The sequence below is a fragment of the Paenibacillus sp. 32352 genome (assembly GCF_002042965.1).
Taxonomy (GTDB): Bacteria; Bacillota; Bacilli; order Paenibacillales; family NBRC-103111; genus Paenibacillus_S; species Paenibacillus_S vulneris.
Genome location: NZ_MZNT01000011.1, coordinates 101,062 through 122,768, shown reverse-complemented (window position 1 = coordinate 122,768; position 21,707 = coordinate 101,062). Strand labels below are relative to the sequence as shown.

General features: G+C 48.2%; 19 protein-coding genes. 2 read left to right on the top strand and 17 right to left on the bottom strand.

The window, feature by feature from the left end; all coding sequences use genetic code 11:
- Nucleotides 1-48: 48 nt before the first annotated feature.
- From B1728_RS24000 to B1728_RS23990, 3 genes are all read right to left on the bottom strand, one after another.
- Nucleotides 49-591 carry a GDYXXLXY domain-containing protein gene (locus B1728_RS24000; RefSeq protein ID WP_079912955.1) on the bottom strand — a complete coding sequence of 181 codons (543 nt, stop codon included), beginning with the start codon at nt 589-591 and terminating at the stop codon, nt 49-51.
- Nucleotides 588-1,808 (bottom strand): DUF2157 domain-containing protein, encoded by a 1,221-nt coding sequence (locus tag B1728_RS23995; protein ID WP_079912954.1) that lies wholly within the window; start codon nt 1,806-1,808, stop codon nt 588-590. Before B1728_RS23995 ends, B1728_RS24000 begins: the two co-directional genes overlap by 4 nt.
- Before the next feature lie 230 nt (nt 1,809-2,038).
- A complete protein-coding gene (locus tag B1728_RS23990; protein WP_079912953.1) occupies nt 2,039-2,425 on the bottom strand; it encodes a DoxX family protein in 387 nt (128 codons plus the stop codon).
- A gap of 334 nt (nt 2,426-2,759) precedes the next feature.
- Here B1728_RS23990 and B1728_RS23985 point away from each other — a divergent pair, with 334 nt between their 5' ends.
- Together B1728_RS23985 and B1728_RS23980 are read left to right on the top strand one after the other, a co-directional pair.
- Nucleotides 2,760-3,818: a metallophosphoesterase family protein gene (locus tag B1728_RS23985; protein ID WP_079912952.1), complete on the top strand. Its 1,059-nt coding sequence runs from the start codon at nt 2,760-2,762 to the stop codon at nt 3,816-3,818.
- Between the two features lie 99 nt (nt 3,819-3,917).
- Nucleotides 3,918-5,207: an ATP-binding protein gene (locus B1728_RS23980; RefSeq protein WP_079912951.1), complete on the top strand. Its 1,290-nt coding sequence runs from the start codon at nt 3,918-3,920 to the stop codon at nt 5,205-5,207.
- On the opposite strand, the gene B1728_RS23975 is transcribed toward B1728_RS23980, so the two are convergent.
- The 14 genes from B1728_RS23975 to B1728_RS23910 form a co-directional block, all read right to left on the bottom strand.
- Nucleotides 5,204-7,009: a peptidoglycan D,D-transpeptidase FtsI family protein gene (locus B1728_RS23975; RefSeq protein WP_079912950.1), complete on the bottom strand. Its 1,806-nt coding sequence runs from the start codon at nt 7,007-7,009 to the stop codon at nt 5,204-5,206. The two genes, B1728_RS23980 and B1728_RS23975, sit on opposite strands and share 4 nt — an antisense overlap.
- A 427-nt stretch (nt 7,010-7,436) precedes the next feature.
- Nucleotides 7,437-9,434: a methyl-accepting chemotaxis protein gene (locus tag B1728_RS23970; RefSeq protein ID WP_079913126.1), complete on the bottom strand. Its 1,998-nt coding sequence runs from the start codon at nt 9,432-9,434 to the stop codon at nt 7,437-7,439.
- 461 nt (nt 9,435-9,895) lie between these two features.
- Nucleotides 9,896-11,176: a peptidase U32 family protein gene (locus B1728_RS23965; RefSeq protein ID WP_079912949.1), complete on the bottom strand. Its 1,281-nt coding sequence runs from the start codon at nt 11,174-11,176 to the stop codon at nt 9,896-9,898.
- Nucleotides 11,177-11,219: 43 nt separating this feature from the next.
- Nucleotides 11,220-12,152, bottom strand: a complete 933-nt coding sequence (locus B1728_RS23960; RefSeq protein WP_144027986.1) for a peptidase U32 family protein — start codon at nt 12,150-12,152, stop codon at nt 11,220-11,222.
- Nucleotides 12,153-12,164: 12 nt separating this feature from the next.
- The gene (mltG, locus tag B1728_RS23955; RefSeq protein WP_256865478.1) at nt 12,165-13,232 is read right to left on the bottom strand and encodes an endolytic transglycosylase MltG; all 1,068 of its coding nucleotides are present in this window, start codon (nt 13,230-13,232) and stop codon (nt 12,165-12,167) included.
- A gap of 108 nt (nt 13,233-13,340) precedes the next feature.
- Nucleotides 13,341-13,643 (bottom strand): DUF1292 domain-containing protein, encoded by a 303-nt coding sequence (locus tag B1728_RS23950; RefSeq protein ID WP_256865477.1) that lies wholly within the window; start codon nt 13,641-13,643, stop codon nt 13,341-13,343.
- Between the two features lie 22 nt (nt 13,644-13,665).
- Complete coding sequence (locus tag B1728_RS23945; RefSeq protein WP_079912946.1) at nt 13,666-13,974, bottom strand: DUF1292 domain-containing protein; 309 nt, start codon at nt 13,972-13,974, stop codon at nt 13,666-13,668.
- Nucleotides 13,975-13,979: 5 nt separating this feature from the next.
- Complete coding sequence (gene ruvX / locus B1728_RS23940) at nt 13,980-14,399, bottom strand: Holliday junction resolvase RuvX (RefSeq protein ID WP_079912945.1); 420 nt, start codon at nt 14,397-14,399, stop codon at nt 13,980-13,982.
- Between the two features lie 64 nt (nt 14,400-14,463).
- Nucleotides 14,464-14,727, bottom strand: a complete 264-nt coding sequence (locus B1728_RS23935) for an IreB family regulatory phosphoprotein (protein WP_028549809.1) — start codon at nt 14,725-14,727, stop codon at nt 14,464-14,466.
- A gap of 125 nt (nt 14,728-14,852) precedes the next feature.
- Nucleotides 14,853-17,480 carry an alanine--tRNA ligase gene (gene alaS / locus B1728_RS23930; RefSeq protein WP_079912944.1) on the bottom strand — a complete coding sequence of 876 codons (2,628 nt, stop codon included), beginning with the start codon at nt 17,478-17,480 and terminating at the stop codon, nt 14,853-14,855.
- A 531-nt stretch (nt 17,481-18,011) separates the two neighbouring features.
- Complete coding sequence (locus B1728_RS23925; RefSeq protein WP_079912943.1) at nt 18,012-19,292, bottom strand: ArsB/NhaD family transporter; 1,281 nt, start codon at nt 19,290-19,292, stop codon at nt 18,012-18,014.
- A gap of 262 nt (nt 19,293-19,554) precedes the next feature.
- On the bottom strand, nt 19,555-20,625 hold the full coding sequence (locus B1728_RS23920) for an AI-2E family transporter (protein WP_079912942.1): 1,071 nt from the start codon (nt 20,623-20,625) through the stop codon (nt 19,555-19,557).
- A gap of 324 nt (nt 20,626-20,949) precedes the next feature.
- Nucleotides 20,950-21,147: a hypothetical protein gene (locus tag B1728_RS23915; RefSeq protein WP_028549805.1), complete on the bottom strand. Its 198-nt coding sequence runs from the start codon at nt 21,145-21,147 to the stop codon at nt 20,950-20,952.
- Nucleotides 21,148-21,157: 10 nt separating this feature from the next.
- Nucleotides 21,158-21,679 (bottom strand): PRC-barrel domain-containing protein, encoded by a 522-nt coding sequence (locus B1728_RS23910; protein WP_079912941.1) that lies wholly within the window; start codon nt 21,677-21,679, stop codon nt 21,158-21,160.
- Nucleotides 21,680-21,707 lie beyond the last annotated feature (28 nt).

Sequence of the window (21,707 nt, the reverse complement as noted above, 5' to 3'; positions counted from 1 at the left end):
TTAAAAATGAATCGAATCTGAACACAAACTGAAAGTTTGCTGAAAGAATTATTCGCGCGGCTCCAAGGCTACAATTTTCGCTTGTCCCCACGAAGCTACTTTCACCTTCGCGACAAGGTTCCCTGCCTGCTTCTCAAGCTCCCTGCCTGTTCCTTCGGGAACATAATATTTTTCCAATCCGTACTTCATGCTTATGGTATCCTCCCAGCTATTGACTATGGAACCGGTAAGCACGACTTCTCCCGCCTGCGGCAAAGGTTTGGAAGCATACACTCCCCGGGCCTCATAGAACCCTCCGGTACCGGGCTTCAGAAGCACAAACACGTGATCGCCGGACTTGGGCTTTCTGTCACTGACTTTCCATAAGCTTGAATCAAGCCGGCTGATATCGTATCCCAGCACGACATAGTCTCCGTATAAATAATCCCTCGGATCTACGGGAACCGTCTTTAGCTTGATTTCGGTGCCGAACCACCCTACCGCATAATAGGAAAGGGCAATGCCTCCCAAAAATAACAGCTGGAGGAGAACCAGAAGCCCGAGCAGCCAAGATCTGCGTGGATTGGATCCAGAACGAATGGCTTCCGTCATAGCGGCTTCCCTCCTTTGACTTCATCGAGAAAACGTTTATTCCGCCGGTTTAAGAACCAGCTTAGAACTAGAAGCAGCACGCCGCCGATAATAAAGAACAGCGATTTGTCCATAAAGTCCCATGTCAGCTTTCCGTAAGCGATCATGGTAGTACAAAGAAATAATACGGTGCCGAAGTTAATTTTGAAGCGCCATTCCTCGGTATACCCTCTCCACAGCACATACATGGAAAAGAAAAACAACGCGAGCAAGTATAGAACGGAAATGCCGGACGGTAAATATAGAAACGGAGCCAGCAGCACCCACTCCATAGCACTCGTGATCTGCTTGTTTCTCCACTTCCCTGCCAAAGATAATGCAAACAGCACGGCCAGGAAGGCCAAATAAAAATAGGGATTCGCTCTGATAGCGTCCAAATCCGATGGGTTGTTATCCCAGCCTAATACCGTTACGGCACCGAATAGATAGGCGGCAGTGAGCGGCACGGATTGCAAGGCGTAGCCGGTTACACGGTCTTTGTACCAGTCCCCCAGGGTATAGAGGGCCATAACCGGAATAAAGAACCAAAGTAACTTCCAATCTTTATTCAGAACGAAGATAAGCGCATGAAGCACATAGCTTAAACTGAAGCACCAGGTCAACAGCGTGTTCCTGCGCACCCAGGCATAATACCCGAGCCCTGCCGCCATGATGGCAAACCCTATATAGCTGAACTGATAATATTCCATTGAGCTATAGAGCTGTGCGACCGTGAATACCGCCAGACTAAGCAAATAAATAAATCGGCTGTGATACAAATAGGTCAGCAATATGCCCGCAGTCCCCCACACGACAAATGCTCTTATATCATAAGCCACCAAATGAAACATTTGACCTGTCAGAACAATTCCTGCACCAAACGTCACGTAGCCTAAAGCCGTCAAAGCGAGACCGAGCTTTTCATGGCCTTTCCTGCGGAAAAGCTCCCCTCCTGCATAACTCGCGATCATCAAGGCCATAATGAGCAGCAATCGTACCAGCTGAGGAATCTCCTGCCAGTTAGCAGCTACGAAGCTCAATACACCCAACCCCAGCAAAATGCTGCCAAGTATCGGCAACACCCCTATAGCGTGCTTTTTATCTTGATATAAGCTTAAAATTCGATCATATTGGTCACGGGTTACAATGTTTTCGTCGACCCATCGGAGACCTTCCCTTTCCAACCATTTACGGCTCATCCCGCTGCACCTCTTTCTCTGTCTTACCTGTTAATTCAAGTATAGCTGGCTACGACGGAAAAAATAGTACTATCTTTCTCTAGTACCCCAAGACTTCCGTACATAAACAAGCATTTGCGCAAGAAAAAGGCGACACGTAGAGCTTATTGTCTGTGGGAGGGCTTATGCGGCAAAAGAGCCCCCGGCGTGACGGCCAGGAGCTCTCTTATTAAGGATATCTGACATTTGAATTAGAATAATACAAACGATCCGGGACCGGTTAACGCAACTCCAACTGCAACGGCGATGAGCACCAGGTTATACTCGATCCCGTTAGAGGTGACCCAGAAGCCGTTTTTTCCATGAACCTTAATAATAGCACCTAACATTGTAAGAACGATTAGTGCGGCCCCGACAGGAGTCCAGACACCAGCTGCAAATAATAAGCCCCCTACAAGCTCAAACAGCCCTGCAATGAACGCCATGGCTACCCCCGGCTTCATGCCGATCGAATCGAACCATCCTCCCGTGCCCTTTAGTCCATAACCTCCAAACCATCCGAACAGCTTTTGCGCACCATGTCCCATAAAGCTGATTCCGACAATCAAACGAATAATAAGAAGCCCCCAACTTAACATGACATTCACTCCTCGAAAATTAATAACTTACTTTATGTTAGTATATTAAATTATTTTAGTTACATTTGTCAAGTGACTAACTTAAAATAACCTACATTCTATTTTTATGCAGGCTTTTTCTAGAACATTCCTAAACTAGACCCAATTAGGGAAGCCATGACTTTGGAGCGGATTCAAATGCTATGGAAGGCTGGTCCTATCCCCAATTCTTTTGTCATAAAAAAATGGTAAGCGGATCGCGAATAAAAGCATTCCTTTATTGTGGCAGCCCCTTAGGTACCGTTATAATAAAAGCAAACCTCTCAACGTACTTCACCGGATAGGATGGTGCGCTGTGTTAACACGACGCAATTTTATTAAGAAGATGTTATTCTCACTTGCCGTTCTTGCGGGCGGTGCCGGTATTGGCGCTCCTTATATTCGCCGCTGGATAGCCCAAGCCGATTCGGAGGAGGAATCCGTCGTCAAACATCAGAACGAGGAGCCTGTACCGGCTAAGACCGAACCTTCCACCGAAAAGCAGCTTTCCTTCTTCCTCTTAAGCGATCTCCATATTTCCGTCGGCGAGTCTTCCATGACGGATAAGCTGCATATGGCAATAAAGGATATAAGCGATTGGGAAACGCCAATAGATGCTGTCGTATTAGGAGGAGATTTAACGGATTTCGGAAGAGAAAGCGATTACAAGCTTCTTCAAAGCATATTGAATCAATATACGCTGCCCCCGCTTTACGCCAATATGGGCAACCACGATTATTATGACATTTGGCTAACGGAAGAAGGCGCCTTCTCTACGGAGACAATGCCCAACGGCAAAACGGACGCCATGTCACGTCAGCGCTTTCAAGATTTTATAGGCTACAAGGACCGTCCCTACGCAGACGTGTGGATCCAGGGCGTCCATCTCATTATGGTGTCTCAGGAGCTGTACGTTCAGGAAAAATCGGATGTCGGCGAGGGAGCATGGTATTCGGATGCCCAGTTGGATTGGTTTAGGGAATGTATGAAGGCTCATGAGGACGGGAAGCCGGCGATTGTCTTTATTCATCAGCCGCTGCCCGAGATTGGAAGTGATGGCCGAACACATCAATTGATTCGCGCCAAGGCCTTCAGGGAGATTCTGGCGCCTTATCGCAATGTATTTGTTTTATCCGGTCATACGCACCGTAACTTTATTAACGAAGACCATTATAACCGCCAAAATACGTTCCATTGGTTCAACAACGCCTCGGTCGGAAGAACCCGGAGCGTGCTTCCAGGACAATCCTCTACTGCGGCGCAGGGGTTATATGTAGAGGTTTACGGCCATCAGGTCGTCTTAAAGGCAAGAGAATTTAGCGACCGCAGCTGGATCGAATCCGCTCAATGGACAATTCCTCTAGAGTTTACTTAATTTATGCAAAATGGATGTAGGAAAATACGTATTTTTGTCGAATACAGTATAGTAGAGTCGTGTTAGCTCGCTCACATCCATTGTATAAGGTGATCTCATTTGGACGTTATTAACCAGCTTCTATTGAACATGCTTATTATTATTACCCCTGTGCTGCTGTATCAGCTGTTTTGGGGAGACAGGCAGAACCCGAATCTGACGACAACCAACAAGCGGGTTATTGCCATTTTATCGACAATTATTGCTATATTGTGCATGACATATCCATTCCGGTTTTCTTCCGGATTTTTTTATGACTTTCGAATGATACCGTTAACCATATGCGTGATATACGCCGGGTTGGTGCCGTCGATTCTGGTTTTTGTGGCTATTCTTGCCCATCGGATCTATCTCGGTGGGGATATCGCTGCGTTAATCTGCAGTACGGCGCTGCTCATAACCTTGATGTTTGTCGTTACCCGTGCCAAGCCTTATATCGTCAACCAAACCCGATACCGCAATGTAGCTGCCGGAGCCGTATTAGGATTAGGGATAGGCATGCTCTCCACCCTCTACTCCTGTATTGCTTTTTGGTTTGCGGGACAGCGGATGGACGTAACGTTTTGGATTTACTTCATTTCATACAGCCTGTTCTATGGCCTTACCCTTGGTCTTGTTATTTACATCATTGAGCAAATCAGAACCAATGTCAGAATGCGCCGTCAATTACAGCAGACCGATAAGATGAATGTGCTCAGCGACCTTGCCGCTTCGTTCGCACATGAGATCCGAAACCCAATGACCGTTGCCCGAGGGTTCATGCAAATTGTCAAGCAGCCCGACTTACCGGAAGACAAACGGCAGCTTTATACAAGCATGGTTATCGAGGAAATCGATAAGGCTCATTCGATAGTGAATGATTATCTTGCCTTCGCCAAGCCTCACCTGGAAGCGATTGAGCTGGTTGACGCCAAGCAGTTGATCGAACAAGCCGTAATTTCCGTTACCCCTTACGCCAGGCTGTGCCATGTCGATATTGAAACTGAGCTGGACGAGAAGCTGACCATCAGCGCGAATAAAGATAAATTCGTACAATGCATCATGCATTTATGCAAGAACGGGATCGAAGCGATGCCTAACGGCGGAACGCTGAAAATTATCGGGACGCTGCAAAACAGGACTGTCTGCATCGATATCATCGACCATGGGATCGGAATGACACCTGAGGAAATCCGCAGACTCGGCACACCGTTTTACTCTACCAGGGACAAAGGCACCGGCCTCGGTATGATGGTCACTTATCGCGTCATTCAAACGATTCAAGGCAAGATCGATGTCACAAGTGAAGTGGGAAAAGGGACCTGCTTCTCACTCCTGATCCCTTCCCTTCATAACAGCTCCTACCATTAAGATTGCTTGGCCAACACATCCATGACTTGTGCAAACAATGGAATGGATGTGTTTTTTTGATCCGGCTGAACATTTTGGACAAGAACGGCGACCGCATAACGGGGCTTTTCTACCGGACCGTACCCAATGAACCATTGGTTGACCTTGTCTTTCCCTTCTCTATCTTTGACTTGAGCCGTGCCTGATTTACCTGCGAGCGTCCATTGAGCTTGATGAAGCGCCTTCCCCGTACCATGTTCAACTACTTCTTCCATCCAGTGAAGCAGCTGCTTGGCCGTCCCGGCAGCAATGCCTTTGGGAAGACCCTCTGTTTGTTTCGGAGATAGTACTTCCATCACTCTGTCGTTTTGGAAGCGCAGCTCCTTCACAATACGAGGCATGCTCACTTTGCCTTCGTGCAGGAGAGTAACGACCATATTCGCCGCCTGAAGCGGAGTCACCAGAACATCCCGCTGTCCAATGGAGGTTTGTGCTTTGACTCCGCCATCCTGCTGAGGCGTATGGGCGGAGAACACTTGTCCCTGCTCTTCAGCATCCCATTCTTGGAAGTCTTCGAACTGCATTGCCTTGCCTTTCCAGCCCACTTGAACCCCGAGCCCCAATTTATGTGCATACTCTTCGAGCTTCTTTCCATCAAGTCGTTCGGCTAAAGTGGCGAAGACGATGTTGCACGATTGAGCATAGGCCTCTTCCATTGTCAGCGTTCCATGCCCCTCCTTCTTCCAGCATGTCAACCCGTAGCGGCCAAGCTCTCCATCACAATGAAACGTCTCACCAGCACTCGCGGCATGTTCCTCCAATGCGGCGGCCGCTGTTATGGTTTTAAATATGGAACCCGGGGCCACAGCTTTCAAGGCCCGATTGCTCCATGCTCCTTTCTCCAGATCAACATGGTCGGGGTGAAAATAAGGCCGACTCGCCATAGCGACGACATCCGAATTCTTGGTGTCCAAGACGACGACAGCACCTTCTCGAACCTGCAGCTTGGACAGGATCTGCTCCACCTTTTGCTGAATCGCTGCGTCCAAGGTCGTCATAACTTTAACCGGATAATAGTCATTCCGGGGAGAGAACATCCTGGTTGCAAGACCGGGTAAGGGATGCTTGTTGGCATCGGTAAACAAGGAGAGTGAAGTTGGCCCGATCCCCTGAAGCCAAGGCTCAAAGCTTTTTTCCAGGCCGGCCCCGCCGATTTTACTGGTGAGCTGAAGCTCTCCTTTATGAAACTGATCTGTGAATTGCTTGGTAATCCGTTCCGGATTCTGGCCGATGAAGCCGAGGACCTGACTGGCTAATACGTTCGCATCATACCGCTGCTTCCATTGCGTAACTGTTACGTAGGGCAGACCGACCGCTTTGATTTGTTCTATTTGTTCCGTCGTTAATTCAACCGGCTTCCCGTTCACAGACCAAATTTGTGGGGATTTCAAGGATAAGGTAAAGCTTGTCCATTCCTTTAAGGATACATTCAATATGCGAGCCATCCGAGCTTCTTCATCCAGTCCCTTCTTATTTTCCGGGAAATAATGCTGAACCGGAAATACGGTCAGCACAGACAGCTGTTTACCAGTTAATGGTATTCCGTTTCTGTCAAAAAAATCTCCTCTTCCGCTATCCAGTACAATTCCTTTCTCCCTTTGAATCACGGAATTTTCAACCAAATCAATATGATGTCCGGTCAAATTCCGGCTGGCAGCTACCTGTACCCAGAATAATCGCCCATTCAGTATCACTAATAAAGCAATGACCAGCAACAAAATGTAAAACATGCGATGCTTCTTTACCCCGGTGCGATTCTCCATTCGTCTGTCATCCCTTCGGAACCGAATATTAGCAGTATAAGCTTCTTCCTTCTTATGCAAACACCTGCTTATGAATTATTCGGCCGTTAGACGAGCTTGAGCTGCTGCCGAATACTCCAGTGGGGTATGCCCCTCCGGCCGCAGTTGAAACCCGCGAAATGTGATTAGAATTAGCGGTATTTTCACGGGTTTCAAAGGCGGACGTAAACTCCTCCGAGGCATACCCCACCTCCATATGTAGCATAGTTCTCGCAAAACAGGGTTTTTCAACAAGCTGACTAGCCTGCGGCCAGTTCCTTGTCTATGGCATTCGCTTAAGCATGGGAGACTAGAAAATAAAAAAGCTTTTTTCAAGGCCAGAAGCACGCCCTGAAAAAAGCTTACTGAAGCGAATCTTATAGTTAGATGAACAATTGGATTCGAAAAGTTATACCTCAAATTTGGACAAGGATTCTTGAAGCGAATTGGACAGCTGCTCCAGTTTATCCGACAGGCGAACCAGGCCTGTACTGATGTTCAATTGCTCCGAGCTCAGCGAAGCTACCTCTTGGGAAGTCGCGGAAGATTCCTCGGCAACGGCGCTCACATTGGACATCGCATCGGACAGGACTACCTGGGACGCATTCAAATTATCAATCGATTCCGTCACTTCTGACAATTGGGTAATAAATCCGTTCATATGAGAATGAACTTCTTTAAATATTGAATCCGCTTCTTTTACAGCAACGATCTGCTGTTGGAACATCGGATACGCGTTCGAGAGCGCATTAACCGTTTCATCGATTTCTTTTTGAATCGTTTCCGTCACTTGTCCTACAATAGCAATCGATTGACGGGATTGATCGGCGAGCTTGCGGATTTCATCGGCAACGACCATGAATCCTTTGCCGGCTGCACCAGCGCGTGCCGCTTCAATGGTTGCATTCAAGGACAAAATGTTCGTCTGCTTCGTCAGATTGTTCAGTACATCCAGAATTTTGCGGATCGAGCGGGTGCTTTCCTTCAGATTGTCAACCTTATCAACCATTTCACGTGTCATCGTCTCGGTCTCATTGGTTTTACCAATCAAATCCGACATATACTGAATCCCTTGCTCACTGGATTGCTGAACGCTGGAAGCTGCCTTACCCATAACCAGATTGGCATCGATAACCGATTTCATCTGGATACTGATATTATGCGTCAATTCGTTGCCGCGCTCCGATTCAACGGCCAAGCTGGAAGCACCGCCGGCAATTTCTTCCGTTGCGACAGCGATTTCTTTGGCTGATACAGCCGTTTTCTTGGAGGCGTCGGACAGCTCTGCAGCTGTAGCCAAAACCTCTTGTGCAGAATGGTTCGTTTGCTGTACCAGCTGGGTGATTTTCTCCATCATCTGGTTGAAGCTTTGACCCAACTGGCCGATTTCATCCTGACTGCTGACCTTCACCCGAACGGTCAAGTTCCCTTGCTCCCCTTCTTTCATCAGGTTACGCAGAATGACAACCGGACGGCCGATCATTCTTGCTACGAAAATTCCGATAACGACGGCAATCAGAGCCGCTACGATAGCCATTACCCAAGTGATATTGAAGATGACTTTGGCATCCTTCACCAGCTCGGCTACCGGCATAGCACCCATCAGATACCAGCCCGTTTTTGGTGATTTATAATAAACGATTTGCTTGTCCTTCTTGGCTGTCATCGTATTATGAGACTCTTCTGCAAGTGACTCTTTCGCTACATCCAAAGCGGATTTCTCACCGATCATGCTGCGGTCGTTGGAGAAGATGACATTCATGTCCGGGGTTAGAATCAGAGTTTGCCCCTCGTCACCCATTTTGATATCCCCAAGCTCTTTATCGATGGCGTCAACGCTAACTTCCATTAACAGAATCGCCTGCGGCGTGTTCGTCGCCGTGTTTTTCAGCAAACGTCCCAATGCGAAGGTCGAGCCATTCGTCGCCTCGGAATAGCCTTTGACTTTGGCTTCCAGCCAAGTCGCCTTTCCGTTGTTCTCCACAATCTTTTTGTACCAATCTTCCTGCGCTACGGTTTCCTTGCTCATAGTGCTTCCGGAGCCACTGAGCGGCTCGCCGTTCGCACGAATCAAATGGATTGCTTTAATCGTCTTGTTGGAGTATGTATACACGTTTAGCTTATCGCCGATTTTTTGTCTTAACTGCAAGAAATCATAGCTGCTTCGATTCACACCATCCACTTCAGTTAGCAGCCTCTTCATCTCATCATCCAATAAGATTTGCATGGATAGGTCTTCATAGACTCCATACAATAAATCGAGCTTTTGACCTGCTTGAATGATAGTTTGCTCGGAAGCGTCAACCACTTTCCGTTGAAGCACGCCGCTGGAAATGTTAAACGAAGTAAACCCTACCGTCAGCACGAAAAACAAAATACTGACCAGGAAGATCAGGAACAGCTTCATCCCGACAGACTTCAATGGGTTTTCCAATCGCAAACCACCCAGCGATCCGGGCACAGCTTCTTTCAGTGATTGGCCGCTTGAACCTTTTCCTTGTAATTTTCTTGCCTTGAACCCGTTACCGATTTTCTCTGTCCATTGTTTCAATAAAGACAGTATCCCCTTCAAAGGACCCACCACCCTGCTTCTGAAATAGGTTATTCTGCGTAGTTGGGATGCAGTTTAAGCTTACCATGTTATTCGACATGGTCCGCCTAATTCCTCTCAAAAAATCGCTTTCATTGCAAAAAAATAGTTCTGTCGACTTACTATGATCGCTTTCGTCAACCTACAAACATTTCCATGGTAACACGTAGCATAATATTCTTTTTTTACAACTTTGTCCATGGGCCTTACTTCCTAGAACATAAGAAAAAAGCCCCTGATATACAGGGACTTCGGATAGTTCATCTATGGGAGCGCAATTACGCTTTCCTCATTTTTTTACGCATCATGTCGAATGGTTTGACCGGTTGGTCCACCTTCAGCTTAATTCTTTGCAGCGGGTGGCGGGCAGCGTCGAGCTCGACCCCCTCTTCATCATAAAGAGCTGGTACGGTTTGCTTGAAGAAGGTGCCTTTAGGCCCGAAGAATTCAACCTCTTGTCCCGGCTTGAAGTGATTTCGCTGTTGGATCGTCGCTATACCCGTAGCTTCATCATACTCCATCACCACACCCACAAAGTCGTAAGGAGCAGCCTTATCTTCCGGTTCAAAGATATGGTCTTCATGTCCCGGCTCATCATAGAAGAAGCCTGTATTCAACGGACGGTTCGCCGCCTTTTGGATCTCATACTGCCATTCCGGCTTTAAGGTATAGTTCACCGGGTCTTCGAAGTAGGCGTCGATGGCTTGACGATAGGCATTCACAACCGTTGCTACATAGTGAACGCTTTTCATACGGCCTTCGATTTTGAAGCTGTCTACACCCGAACGGACAAGATCGGGAATATGTTCAATCATGCACAGATCCTTCGAGCTCATAGAGAACGCATTATCCGTCTCGCTGAACAGCGGAAGCTCCTTGATGCCTTCGAGCCGATCTTCTTCGGTCGTGAACAAATCGTATTTCCAACGACAGGACTGGCAGCAGCCGCCTCGATTGGAATCCCGATCGGTAAAATGGTTCGACAAGACGCAGCGTCCCGAATAAGAGCTGCACATAGCGCCATGGACGAATACTTCGATTTCAACATCAACATGCTTCTTGATATCTACAATTTCCTGCATGCTCGCTTCGCGAGCCAAGACGACACGGTCCACGCCTTCTTCCTTCCAAAACTGGACGGCTTGCCAGTTCATCGTCGATTGCTGAGTGCTCAAATGAATCTCCAGCTTGGGAGCTACACGTTTGCATGCTTCAATAATCACCGGATCGGCGACGATAATGGCAGCTACACCCGCATCCTGAATGCCGCGCAAATAGTCCTCAATCCCGGCTATATCTTCATTATGGGCATAAATATTCGTTGCAACGAACACTTTGGCTCCGTAGCGCGCAGCGAACTCCACGCCTTCGCGCATTTCCTCAAAGGTGAAGTTGTCCGCGTTCGAGCGAAGTCCGTACTGTTGACCGCCGATATAAACCGCATCCGCCCCGTAGTGAACCGCAAATTTCAGCTTTTCCAAGCTTCCTGCGGGAGCAAGCAGCTCAGGCTTTTCGAGGCGTACACGTTTGCCAAGTAGATCTTGCTGTACCAAAGTCATGGTTTCAACCCCTTATTCAATAATATGCTTGTGTTCCGATGCATTAATAGACTTGTTCTTTATAAAAGAATCCGAATGACAGCTCGCGCCGCGGGTCCTGCAGCTCACGAATCGCATCCATCCACTCTTCCTGGAACGCGTACTGCTCCGGATCGGCAAAGTACGCATCGATCGCTTTACGGTAGCTTTGAATCACAGTCAAGTTATATTCAAGCGGCTTCAACAGGGGATCGATTCGGAAGCTGTCAATTTGCCCGCCCATCAGCTCATGCAAATCCTCCAGCATACAAATATCGTCCGAGCTCATAATATGGGTTCCGTTGGCATCTTCATAGACCGGGTAGCGCTCATCCTTACGTTCCTGCTCGATAAGGAAAAGCCCTTCCTCCTTGCCTGTACTCCGGCGTTGATCGTGCCCTTGATGCTCCTGATAATTCGTCAGAAGATTCCGTTTGGAATGGTATATATTCGTAATACCGTGGACCTGCACTTCAACTTCCATGTTGGGAAGCTGTCTCTTGATCTCAAGCGTTTCTTCCAAGTTCAGCTCGCGCGCCAGAACGACCCTTGTTGCCCCTTTGGCTCTCCAGTAATTCGCCGTTTCATAGTTGGTCGAGGTCATCTCCGCATTCCAATGGAGCGGCAATCCTTGTGCGCCTTGGCGCATAGCAATCAGCACAGCGGGATCCCCGAATACGACGGCGGCCGCCTTCAATTCTTTGACACGGCGTAAATAATCGGCCAGCTCTGCAAGCAGATCATTCTCCATGATTTTGTTGGCTACCACATAAATTTTGGCTCCCTGCTCATGAACCCACGGGATCAGCTCGCTTAGCTCGTCTAGCTTAATCTCCCCCGGCAGTCGCATTCCGAATCGGTGCTCGCCTACAGCAACAGCGTCAGCACCCGCTTCGATATAGGCTCTTACCTCTTCCGCCGAGCCGGCTGATATATACAGCTCCGGTTTTCTCATTATACCACTCTCTCCTTATTGGTTCTTTTTGCTTGCCGCAATATTTTGTTGGTGCTGCTCATAGGTTTCCGCAAATAAATGCCCCTTGCTTCCATCTTTTTTGGTGACATAAAACAAATATTTGGTGTCAGCGGGCTCTATTGCGGCTTTGATAGAAGCTAGACTAGGACTAGCTATCGGACCCGGGGGCAATCCGGGATGCAAATACGTATTATAATGGCTTTCTATTTGCAAATCTTTTTCAAATAATCGTTCTTTAGGCTTATCCAGCAAATACTGGACCGTCGCATCAATTTGCAGCGGCATAGATTTGCTCAATCGATTGTAAATGACGCTGGCCACCAGCGGACGCTCCTCGTCCAGAACGACTTCCCTTTCGATAAGAGAAGCAACGGTCATCATTTGATGGACCGTTTGTCCTCGTGAACGGATGCTCTCCTGCCAACCGTCGGGAAGCGAGGCAAGCTTCTTGTCCAGCTCGAGCATCATTTGGTCCAGCATATCCTCGATGGGGATATCTTTCTTCCATTCGTACGTCTCAGGAAATAAATACCCCTCCAGCCTGTTGTTCAGCTGTGGGCTTTCAGGTATATAGGAAAACGAATGCGCGGTATAATGGTTCCCTTCCTGCGCGGCTTTTACAAACAAACCGGCCTCTGTCCCGAACTGCTGATTCACCTTCTCAGCAATTTGCTTGACTGTAAAGCCTTCAGGAACCGTCAATTTGACTCCCTGCTCCTTGATGGTCAATCCTTTGTTCAGTACGTCTATAATAGCGTCCAGCGACATTCCTGGAGTTAACTCATATTCGCCGGCCTGCAGCTTATCCCCTTGCCCTTTATATTTCAAATACAAGGTGAACATAGTCGCATTAGGAATAAGTCCTGACTGCTCCAGCTTCTGCGCAATGGCTGAAGAACCTGTCCCCGAAGGGATCACTACACGCACAGGCTGATCAGATGAAGGCATCGGCCGGAGCATTTGTCTTGCATACCAACCGATACCGGCTGCACCCGCCAGAAAAACGATTATGATGATTATGGCGATCTTCTTGCCTAACGCCATTCTAGGTCCTGCAGTCACGTTTTCCCTGGGCTCCTTTCACCAAAAGCTATATCTATCTATTGCCATCCAAACAACGAAAAAGAGCGGATTGTCTCCGCTCGCCTCCGTTTGAAAGCAAATTGTCGTTTACTCCATATCGTCTTGCGGGAAGGTCATCTCGTCGTAAAGCTCGGACACCATTTCCCACTCGTCATCGTCATCTATAGTCTCGAGTTCAAGCTCACCTTCAGCCGAGGTAACCTTGAAGATCTCAGGCTCTTCGTTCTTGCCTTTTTCAGACTGAAGCACCGCGTAGCTTTGGTCGCCCAGCTGAAATTCGGCCAGAAGCTTGTAAGCAACGGATTGTTCGCGGTCGTCATACAAAATAATATCATCTCCGTATGCGCTGCGCAACTGATTCGTTGGTTTCATATCTTTCAATTCGTACAAAGGATAATCCTCCTGCCTTGGCTTAACGGGATTCTTCCTCGTCCTCCGCCGCTTCATCCATCAGCGTGTTGAACGTTTCTTCCACGATATTCCATTCTTCTTCATCATCGATGGTGTACAGCTGCAAGTCGTCTCCATCCTCCTCGTAGCGGAAGGCATACACTTCATCCGACTCTTCGTCGGCGTCCATCGGAACAACCATCAAATATTTTTTGTCCGAACCGTCTACCTCGAATCTTGCAACCACTTCAAATTCCTCTTCATTGCCATCGTCATCCGGAATAACAATGATATCCAATTCTTCTTCCTGCAGTTGTTCCTCTTTAGACATACCATTCACCTCTTCGATTTGGAATCCATATATCCTTGCAAAATAAGCGCAGCTGCCATTTTATCAATGACCTGTTTCCTTTTTTTGCGGCTTACATCAGCCTCTAGCAGCGTTCGCTGCGCGGACGCGGTAGTTAGGCGCTCATCCCATAAATGGACGGGCATTTGCAAAGCTTGCTGCAATGACTGGGCAAATTCGATACAGATTTCACCGCGCGGCCCAATCGTATTATTCATGTTCTTCGGCAAGCCGACAACCAATTCACTGACACTGTATTGGTCAATGATTTCACGGATTCTTGCGAAATCCCGTTCCAAGGTCGTACGACGAATAACTTCGAGGCCCTGCGCGGTCCAGCCGAGCTCATCGCTTAAAGCAATGCCGATCGTTTTGTCTCCATAATCCAAACCCATTAAACGCTGCATGACTTGTAAACTCCCAAAGGCAGGCCCCGGACTTAGTCTCTGCACCCGAGGCCTTGCTTACTCATTACGATTTATGCTGCTGCAAATAGGAACGGACCAATTCCTCGATCAGTTCATCGCGCTCCCGTTTGCGAATTATGCTTCTTGCATTGTTATGACGGGGAATATAAGCCGGGTCGCCGGATAAAAGGTACCCCACAATTTGATTGATCGGATTATAGCCCTTCTCCTGTAACGCGTCATATACCGCCAACATGACTTCCTTGGGCGATGTTTCGATTTCTTCCGCTTTTACGTTAAATTTCATCGTTTTATCCATCGAACTCATCCCAACACCCCCTTAGAAACATAAATGTAAAACATAGCTGACAACAGCCGATATCATCTTATATTCGCTGTTTGTCGAATAATTCCTGTTGACAAAGCAAATTTATTTTAGGCTTGCTTGAATTTTTACGCCGTTACCTGAGCAACCAGCTTCTCGACTTGCTGAAGCGCTTCTTGAAGCTTGGACGCGTCTTTGCCTCCCGCCTGCGCCATATCCGGACGTCCGCCGCCGCTGCCGCCTACGATTGCCGCTGTTTCCTTGATCAGCTTGCCGGCATGGAAGCCTTTGGAAATCAAGTCTGGCGTTACAGCCGCCACAAGGTTCACTTTATCCTCGGATGCGGCGCCGAGCACGATAATCGCTGAGCTGAGCTTGGCTTTCATTTGATCCAGGATGCCTCGCAGCGATTCCATGTCTCCAGCGCTTACTTGAGCAGCCAGTACCGGCACGCCCTGGACATCCTTCACTTGATCCGTCAAGGAGCCGGCTTCAATTTTGCCAAGCTTTGCCTTGAGCGACTCGTTCTCGCGAGACAGCTCCTTCAGTTGTGCGAACAGGCCGTCAATCCGCTTCGGAACGTCTTGAATATTGGCTTTTAACAATCCGGCAGAGTCGCGAAGCAGCTGAAGCTGCTGATCCAAATACTCATATGCATTGCGTCCGGTTACTGCTTCGATCCGGCGAACACCGGAACCGATGCCGGATTCACCGACGATTTTGAACAAGCCGATTTGACTAGTATTGGCAACATGGCATCCGCCGCACAGCTCCAGGCTGTAGTCGCCTACCTGCACTACACGGACGACATCGCCGTATTTTTCACCGAACAGGGCCATAGCTCCCATTGCTTTGGCTTCAGCAATCGGCTTCAGCGAAATGTTGAGCGGCGTGCTTTTCCAAATTTGCCGGTTAACGCGCTGCTCAATATCCTGCAGCTCCTCCGCACTAATGCTTCCAAAATGCGAGAAGTCAAAGCGCAGACGCTCCGGAGCTACCAAGGAACCCGCCTGGTTGACATGCTCACCCAGCACTTCCTTCAACGCTTTGTGCAGCAAATGGGTCGCCGTATGGTTTTTGATAATATCGTCGCGCAGCTCCTCGTTAACAGACGCCTGTACGGTATCTCCTTTGCGGAGAACGCCGGATTCGACCGTTACAGTATGCACATGCTGGCCATGAGGCGCTTTCCCAACATCATCGACACGCAGCGTAAGCTCCCCTGCCGTCATCACGCCATGATCGCTCACTTGACCGCCGCTTTCGGCATAAAAAGGCGTTTTATCCAGAATGACCTGGCAGGTTTCGCCCACGCCGACCAAGTCGACGAATTGATTCTCATGAACGATAGAAATCACTTTAGCAGTTGTTACCAATTCAGTATACCCAACAAACTCACTTTTAACCGTGTAGTCGGACAACGGTCCTCCTTGAACCTTCATGCTGTCCGCATCCTTACGAGCTTCCCTTGCGCGGTCGCGCTGCTCCTGCATGGCGCGGTCAAAGCCTTCTCTATCTACTGTCATTCCTTTTTCAGCGGCGAAGTCCTCCGTCAAGTCAAACGGGAAGCCGTAGGTATCATACAGCTTGAAGGCATCCGGGCCGCTGATTTGCGTGCTGCCTTCTTTGCGTGCTTTCTCCGTCATTTCCGCCAGGATCATAAGCCCGTCGGACAAGGTTTCGTGGAAACGCTCTTCTTCCGTACGGATTACTTTCTCGATGAACTCGTGCTTTTCCACCACTTCCGGATAGTAAACGCCCATGACCTCTCCAACAACAGGCGTCAGAGTGTACAGGAACGGTTTATCCATTCCAAGTACTTTTCCGTAGCGTACTGCGCGGCGAAGCAGGCGGCGAATGATGTAGCCCCGGCCTTCATTGGATGGCAGCACCCCGTCGCCTACAGAGAAAACAACGGTACGGATGTGGTCGGCAATAACCTTCAAAGCGACGTCGTGATCTTCATTCTCATTATATTTCACACCTGCCAGCTTGCAGGTCTGTTGAATAATAGGCTGGAACAAATCGGTATCGAAGTTGGAATCCACATTCTGCAATACGCTCGCAAAACGCTCCAAGCCCGCGCCCGTATCAATATTCTTATTAGGCAGCGGCGTGTAGCTGCCGTCTTTGTTATGGTTGAATTGGGAGAACACCAAGTTCCACACTTCCAGGAAGCGTTCGTTCTCTCCTCCCGGCCAGCACTCAGGATCGTTCAGGTCTCCGTAAGCGTCGCCGCGGTCATAGAAAATCTCCGTACAAGGTCCGCAAGGTCCCTCGCCGATATCCCAGAAGTTATCCTCCAGCTTGTAGATACGTTCTTCAGGCAGACCGATTTTCTTGTTCCAGAATTCGTAAGCTTCGGTATCCTCGGGATACACAGTTACCGACAGAAGATTCGGGTCCATTCCCAGCCACTCTTTGCCGGTCAAGAACTCCCAAGCCCAGGTGATCGCTTCTTCCTTGAAGTAATCTCCGATGGAGAAATTGCCCAGCATCTCAAAAAACGTGTGGTGACGGCGTGTTTTACCTACGTTCTCAATGTCATTGGTACGAATACACTTCTGGGAGTTGGCAATGCGCGGATTATCAGGCACAACTCGTCCATCGAAATAAGGCTTTAATGGAGCCATACCCGCGTTGATCCATAAGAGCGACGGGTCATTGTGAGGAACAAGCGGAGCACTCGGCTCGATCTTATGTCCCTTGCTTTCGAAAAATGCCAACCATTTGGAGCGAATTTCACTGGCTTTCATAATTGTTGATCCTCCTACTATATAGTCTGTTTTTGTGATAACTCCGTTCCGTCAGCAGACGCATGCACGCCTTGTACAAGGACCTGCCTTTTATCAAATGCAATCCCTTTAAGCCGCCAGCTGAGCCACAATAACTATCTTAAAAAACAAAAAAACGCCCCTGCTGACAGGGACGAATCGATCGCGGTACCACCCTGGTTACTGTCCAGCTGCTTATGCAAGCGCATTGATGCCTACCTGCCTGCAAGCTGCACAATCTCCTTATTAGACGAATAACGAGTCCATCCGGCGGATTTGTTCCGCACTCCGAAATGAGCTTTCGGCCATCCTTCATGGAAAGGCTCTCTCAGCTAGTCCCCATCATGGATGCGGACCAGAGCCTCTTCTCTGGATCATGGGCTATGGCTTACTGAATTTCATCAACGCTTTCAATTATCCATTTTTTGCAGTAATTAAGGAAATTATATACGTTTCACGATATCCATGTCAACTCGGCAGCAGCTTGCTTCGACATTACAGACAACGTTTCTTCTACATTAGATATCGCAAATAGATGTAGATGTTCGCAATGACAATCGATAAGAGCATAAGCGGAAACGCGACCTTGAAAAAAGTCATAAAGGAAATAGGATGCCCTTCCCTTCCGGAGATTCCTGCTACGATCAGATTCGCGCTGGCTCCTATAAGCGAGCCGTTGCCTCCCAAACAAGCGCCTAGCGCTAGGCTCCACCATAAAGGCTCCAAATTCGTAATCCCCATTGTTCCCATCTCCTGAATGAGCGGGATCATCGTGGCGACAAACGGGATGTTATCGAGAAATGCGGATGCGATTGCGCTCAGCCACAGGATAAGGATGGCCGATTTGGTTACGTCCCCGCCGGTAATGCCTATGGCATATTCCGCAAGGGCTGCTATGACCTCCGTCTCGACAAGGCCGGACACAAGCACGAACAAACCGACAAAGAAGAAGATCGTCGTCCATTCTACCCGATGGAACGCCTGCTCAAGAGCGTGCTCCCCCGTTAATAACAGCAGCAGGAAGGCGCCTGCCAAGGCGACGGTAGCCGACTCCAGATGAAGGACTTGATGCACAAAAAATCCAAAGACCGTCAAACCGAGTACCGTTAGGCACTTCACCAGCAGCCTGGTGTCGGTAATCTCCGACCTTTCATCCATTTCCATGATGCCTTGACGCAGTTCATCCGTGGTTTGAATCTTCTTGCGGTAGATCAGAACGAAAAAGGGCAGCGTCGCCAGTAAAATCAGGATCGAGATCAGCGACAAATTATTGATAAAGGCCATGAACGTAAGTTCCTTGACGGCGCTGCCAATCATGATGTTGGGCGGATCCCCGATTAACGTAGCGGTTCCCCCGATATTGGAGGCCATAATTTGCGAGATGAAATAGGGAATCGGTGTTACCTGAAGCTTTCTCGTGATGCTAAGCGTAACCGGCACCATAAGCAATACGGTCGTTACATTATCCAGAAAGGCGGAGCCTACCGCGGTAACCAGGCACAATACGACGAGAATCCTGACAGGATGTCCTCCTGCCTTCTTGGCCGACCATACGGCTATATACTTGAATAAGCCTGTATCCGCTGTGATGCCGACGATAATCATCATCCCGATCAGCAAGCCGAGCGTATTAAAATCGATGTGATGTACCGCTGTTTCCTGGCTTACAATTCCTAATGCCACCATCAGGATGCCGCCTATCATCGCTACGATGGTACGATGAATTTTCTCGCTAATGATGAGTGCATAAATGACTAGAAAAATTCCGATGGCAATCCATGCTTGTTGATCCATGTTGACCCTCCTTAAAGTTTGCGAAGCAAACTTACTTCGTAAGCACTACTTAGTTTTCGATAGAAAACTTGCTTCGTAAGCACAACTTAGTTTGCGAAGTACTTACCGTAAGCCTGAAAACGGCAAAAAGGAGCCCTTGGTGACAGGCTCCTCCAAAAAACATATGCATATGCACTTGTACCGCTTATTTTTCAGCGCTTATGGTAATACGCATCAACCCAACAATGGTTCCAAAAATTTCTGCCATTATGCAAAAAGAATGTTAAGTCGTTCTGCGGTGGATGTAGTACATTAACACATGCTGCAGGATCACCTTCATGACCGCGAAGAAAGGAACTGCCAGGATCAGCCCGATCACACCGGCCAGCTCGCCGCCTACCAGCAAGGCGAATATAATGACCAGAGGATGCATTTTGAGCGACCTTCCTACCACCTGCGGGGAAATAACATTCCCCTCCAGGATTTGGCAAATGGCATTGACGATAACGACCATCAGCACCATTTTCAAGGAAATGGTCGCAGCCATGATGATGGCCGGTGCAGCCCCGAAAAAAGGTCCCAAATACGGGATAATATTAAATATCGCTACCCCCAGCGCCAGTAGCAGCGCATAAGGCATCCCGATGATCCAATAACCGATATAAGCCAATACCCCGACTATCATGCATACGAGAAATTGACCTCGGATATAGTTACCGAGCGCCGTGTCCATTTCAACGAGCAGTGTCACGACCTGCTTACGCTTGGCTTTCGGCACGATAGCCAAAGCCGTCTTCTCGATAAGCTGAAAATCCTTGAGAATGTAGAACGCCAGGAACGGAATAATGAAAGCGATAAATACCATATTAATCGTGCTTCCAATTCCGTCTATATACTGCGAAATGGCTAACGAAATGCCGTTTTCCAGCTTCGCCAGCGACTGGTTGATCCCAGTACGTACGCTGTCGGGCAAAAATTGCACGCTATTCATTCCGTCCACGAACCCTTGGGCTTTCATAGCCAGCTGAGGCAAATGGTTATTCAGCTGCGCCAACTGGCTCATAAACATGGGAATCACATTCATCAGCACGACGGTGGTCGATAGTATGAACACTGCATAAATGAGCAGCACGGCGACCGTTCTGGGCACCTTCCTCGCGTTCAGCAGGGAAACGACCGGATTCAGCACATATGAAATGATCATTGCTATTATAAACGGAGCCAGAATTTCTTTGAGGAAGCCGTAGATCGCCACGATCATGGGACGAATTTGCAGCAAAAAGAATAGGATCAATAAGCTCAGCAATATATAAACAAGAACCGTAAACAGATGGCTCTTATAAAATCGTTCCATGCGGATCACCTGCCTCGGAGCACGTTCTTTCCTACTCTTACAGTATATGTACAACCCTGGAATCTTAATCCTAGACACCCGACAATTGTGCCTGAGGCGATCATATCTTGAATGCTGCAGAATACAATGGTTAATAACACGACGTCCACAATATACCTATCGCGAACAATAGAACCACAAAGCGAGGGCTATGCATCGAAGCTGATTTACGTTACTTTGCGAGTTGATGCCCTGAAATCTTATAAATTCACGGCACAAAAAGACCGGCCCCAGCAAAACGCTGAGACCGGCCGTATGTCGTTTGTCTAAGCTCTAACCGACGGGTTAGTTGGCATGGACTTGAGGCATTTCTTCTTCGAAAAATAAATCATCAAGGGAACTGAGCGTTCCGTCTTCTTCAACCTGATAGACGGACATTTTTTCACCGTTCACCGTCAGCTCAATGAAGCATCCCCAGCAATAAAACTGATGGGAGCCGATTTTGCCGATATCTTTGGAATTGCAATTTGGACAACGTAGCATCTGAATCACCCTATTCTTCAATTGGTATTATACTTTCCTCCAATGTATCATTGCAGTGAACGGGTACGATAATCGCGTCTTTACCTACAGTAACGGAATCAGGCAAAGGAAGCCATTTGCGCCCTTCCTTCAAATCGGAGATAAAACCTTCTGTCAATTCGTAGCCTATTACCTTTTTACCCCTATTTTGATCCAAATAAACATCGTCAACGATACCTAGCTGCTGACCGTTTATCGTTAAGACGGGCATGCCCTTTAATTTCCTGTCTCCGTTAACCAATGAGGTATAGCTTTGCTCTTCATCCAGACGGCTGATAACTTCTTCATGTTCAATCGTAATGGCGTCCTCGCCCAAAGCGATAACATCTTTCCACATAACGCAGCTTGGAGCGGCAAACCAATGTTTCGTCTCCAGAAGTACGGCTTCAACCTGCCAAGCGTCGCCGAGCAGTAAATCTTTGGCCGTACCTACCTGCTTACCGGATTGTACGCAAAATATCGGCAAACCGATCACGTCACGCGCTCTTTTCAATGGAGACTTCCTCCTGAAGCAGCTAGTT

Bases quoted from the DNA above. Each gene is read 5' to 3' on its own strand.
- B1728_RS23925 (WP_079912943.1), bottom strand. From the start codon at position 19,292: ATGGATCAACAAGCATGGATTGCCATCGGAATTTTTCTAGTCATTTAT.
- B1728_RS23945 (WP_079912946.1), bottom strand. From the start codon at position 13,974: ATGTCTAAAGAGGAACAACTGCAGGAAGAAGAATTGGATATCATTGTT.
- B1728_RS23915 (WP_028549805.1), bottom strand. From the start codon at position 21,147: ATGCTACGTTGTCCAAATTGCAATTCCAAAGATATCGGCAAAATCGGC.
- B1728_RS24000 (WP_079912955.1), bottom strand. From the start codon at position 591: ATGACGGAAGCCATTCGTTCTGGATCCAATCCACGCAGATCTTGGCTG.
- ruvX (WP_079912945.1), bottom strand. From the start codon at position 14,399: ATGCAGCGTTTAATGGGTTTGGATTATGGAGACAAAACGATCGGCATT.
- B1728_RS23995 (WP_079912954.1), bottom strand. From the start codon at position 1,808: ATGAGCCGTAAATGGTTGGAAAGGGAAGGTCTCCGATGGGTCGACGAA.
- B1728_RS23990 (WP_079912953.1), bottom strand. From the start codon at position 2,425: ATGTTAAGTTGGGGGCTTCTTATTATTCGTTTGATTGTCGGAATCAGC.
- B1728_RS23920 (WP_079912942.1), bottom strand. From the start codon at position 20,625: ATGGAACGATTTTATAAGAGCCATCTGTTTACGGTTCTTGTTTATATA.
- B1728_RS23970 (WP_079913126.1), bottom strand. From the start codon at position 9,434: ATGAAGCTGTTCCTGATCTTCCTGGTCAGTATTTTGTTTTTCGTGCTG.
- B1728_RS23935 (WP_028549809.1), bottom strand. From the start codon at position 14,727: ATGAGTTCGATGGATAAAACGATGAAATTTAACGTAAAAGCGGAAGAA.
- B1728_RS23965 (WP_079912949.1), bottom strand. From the start codon at position 11,176: ATGACTTTGGTACAGCAAGATCTACTTGGCAAACGTGTACGCCTCGAA.
- alaS (WP_079912944.1), bottom strand. From the start codon at position 17,480: ATGAAAGCCAGTGAAATTCGCTCCAAATGGTTGGCATTTTTCGAAAGC.
- B1728_RS23975 (WP_079912950.1), bottom strand. From the start codon at position 7,009: ATGGAGAATCGCACCGGGGTAAAGAAGCATCGCATGTTTTACATTTTG.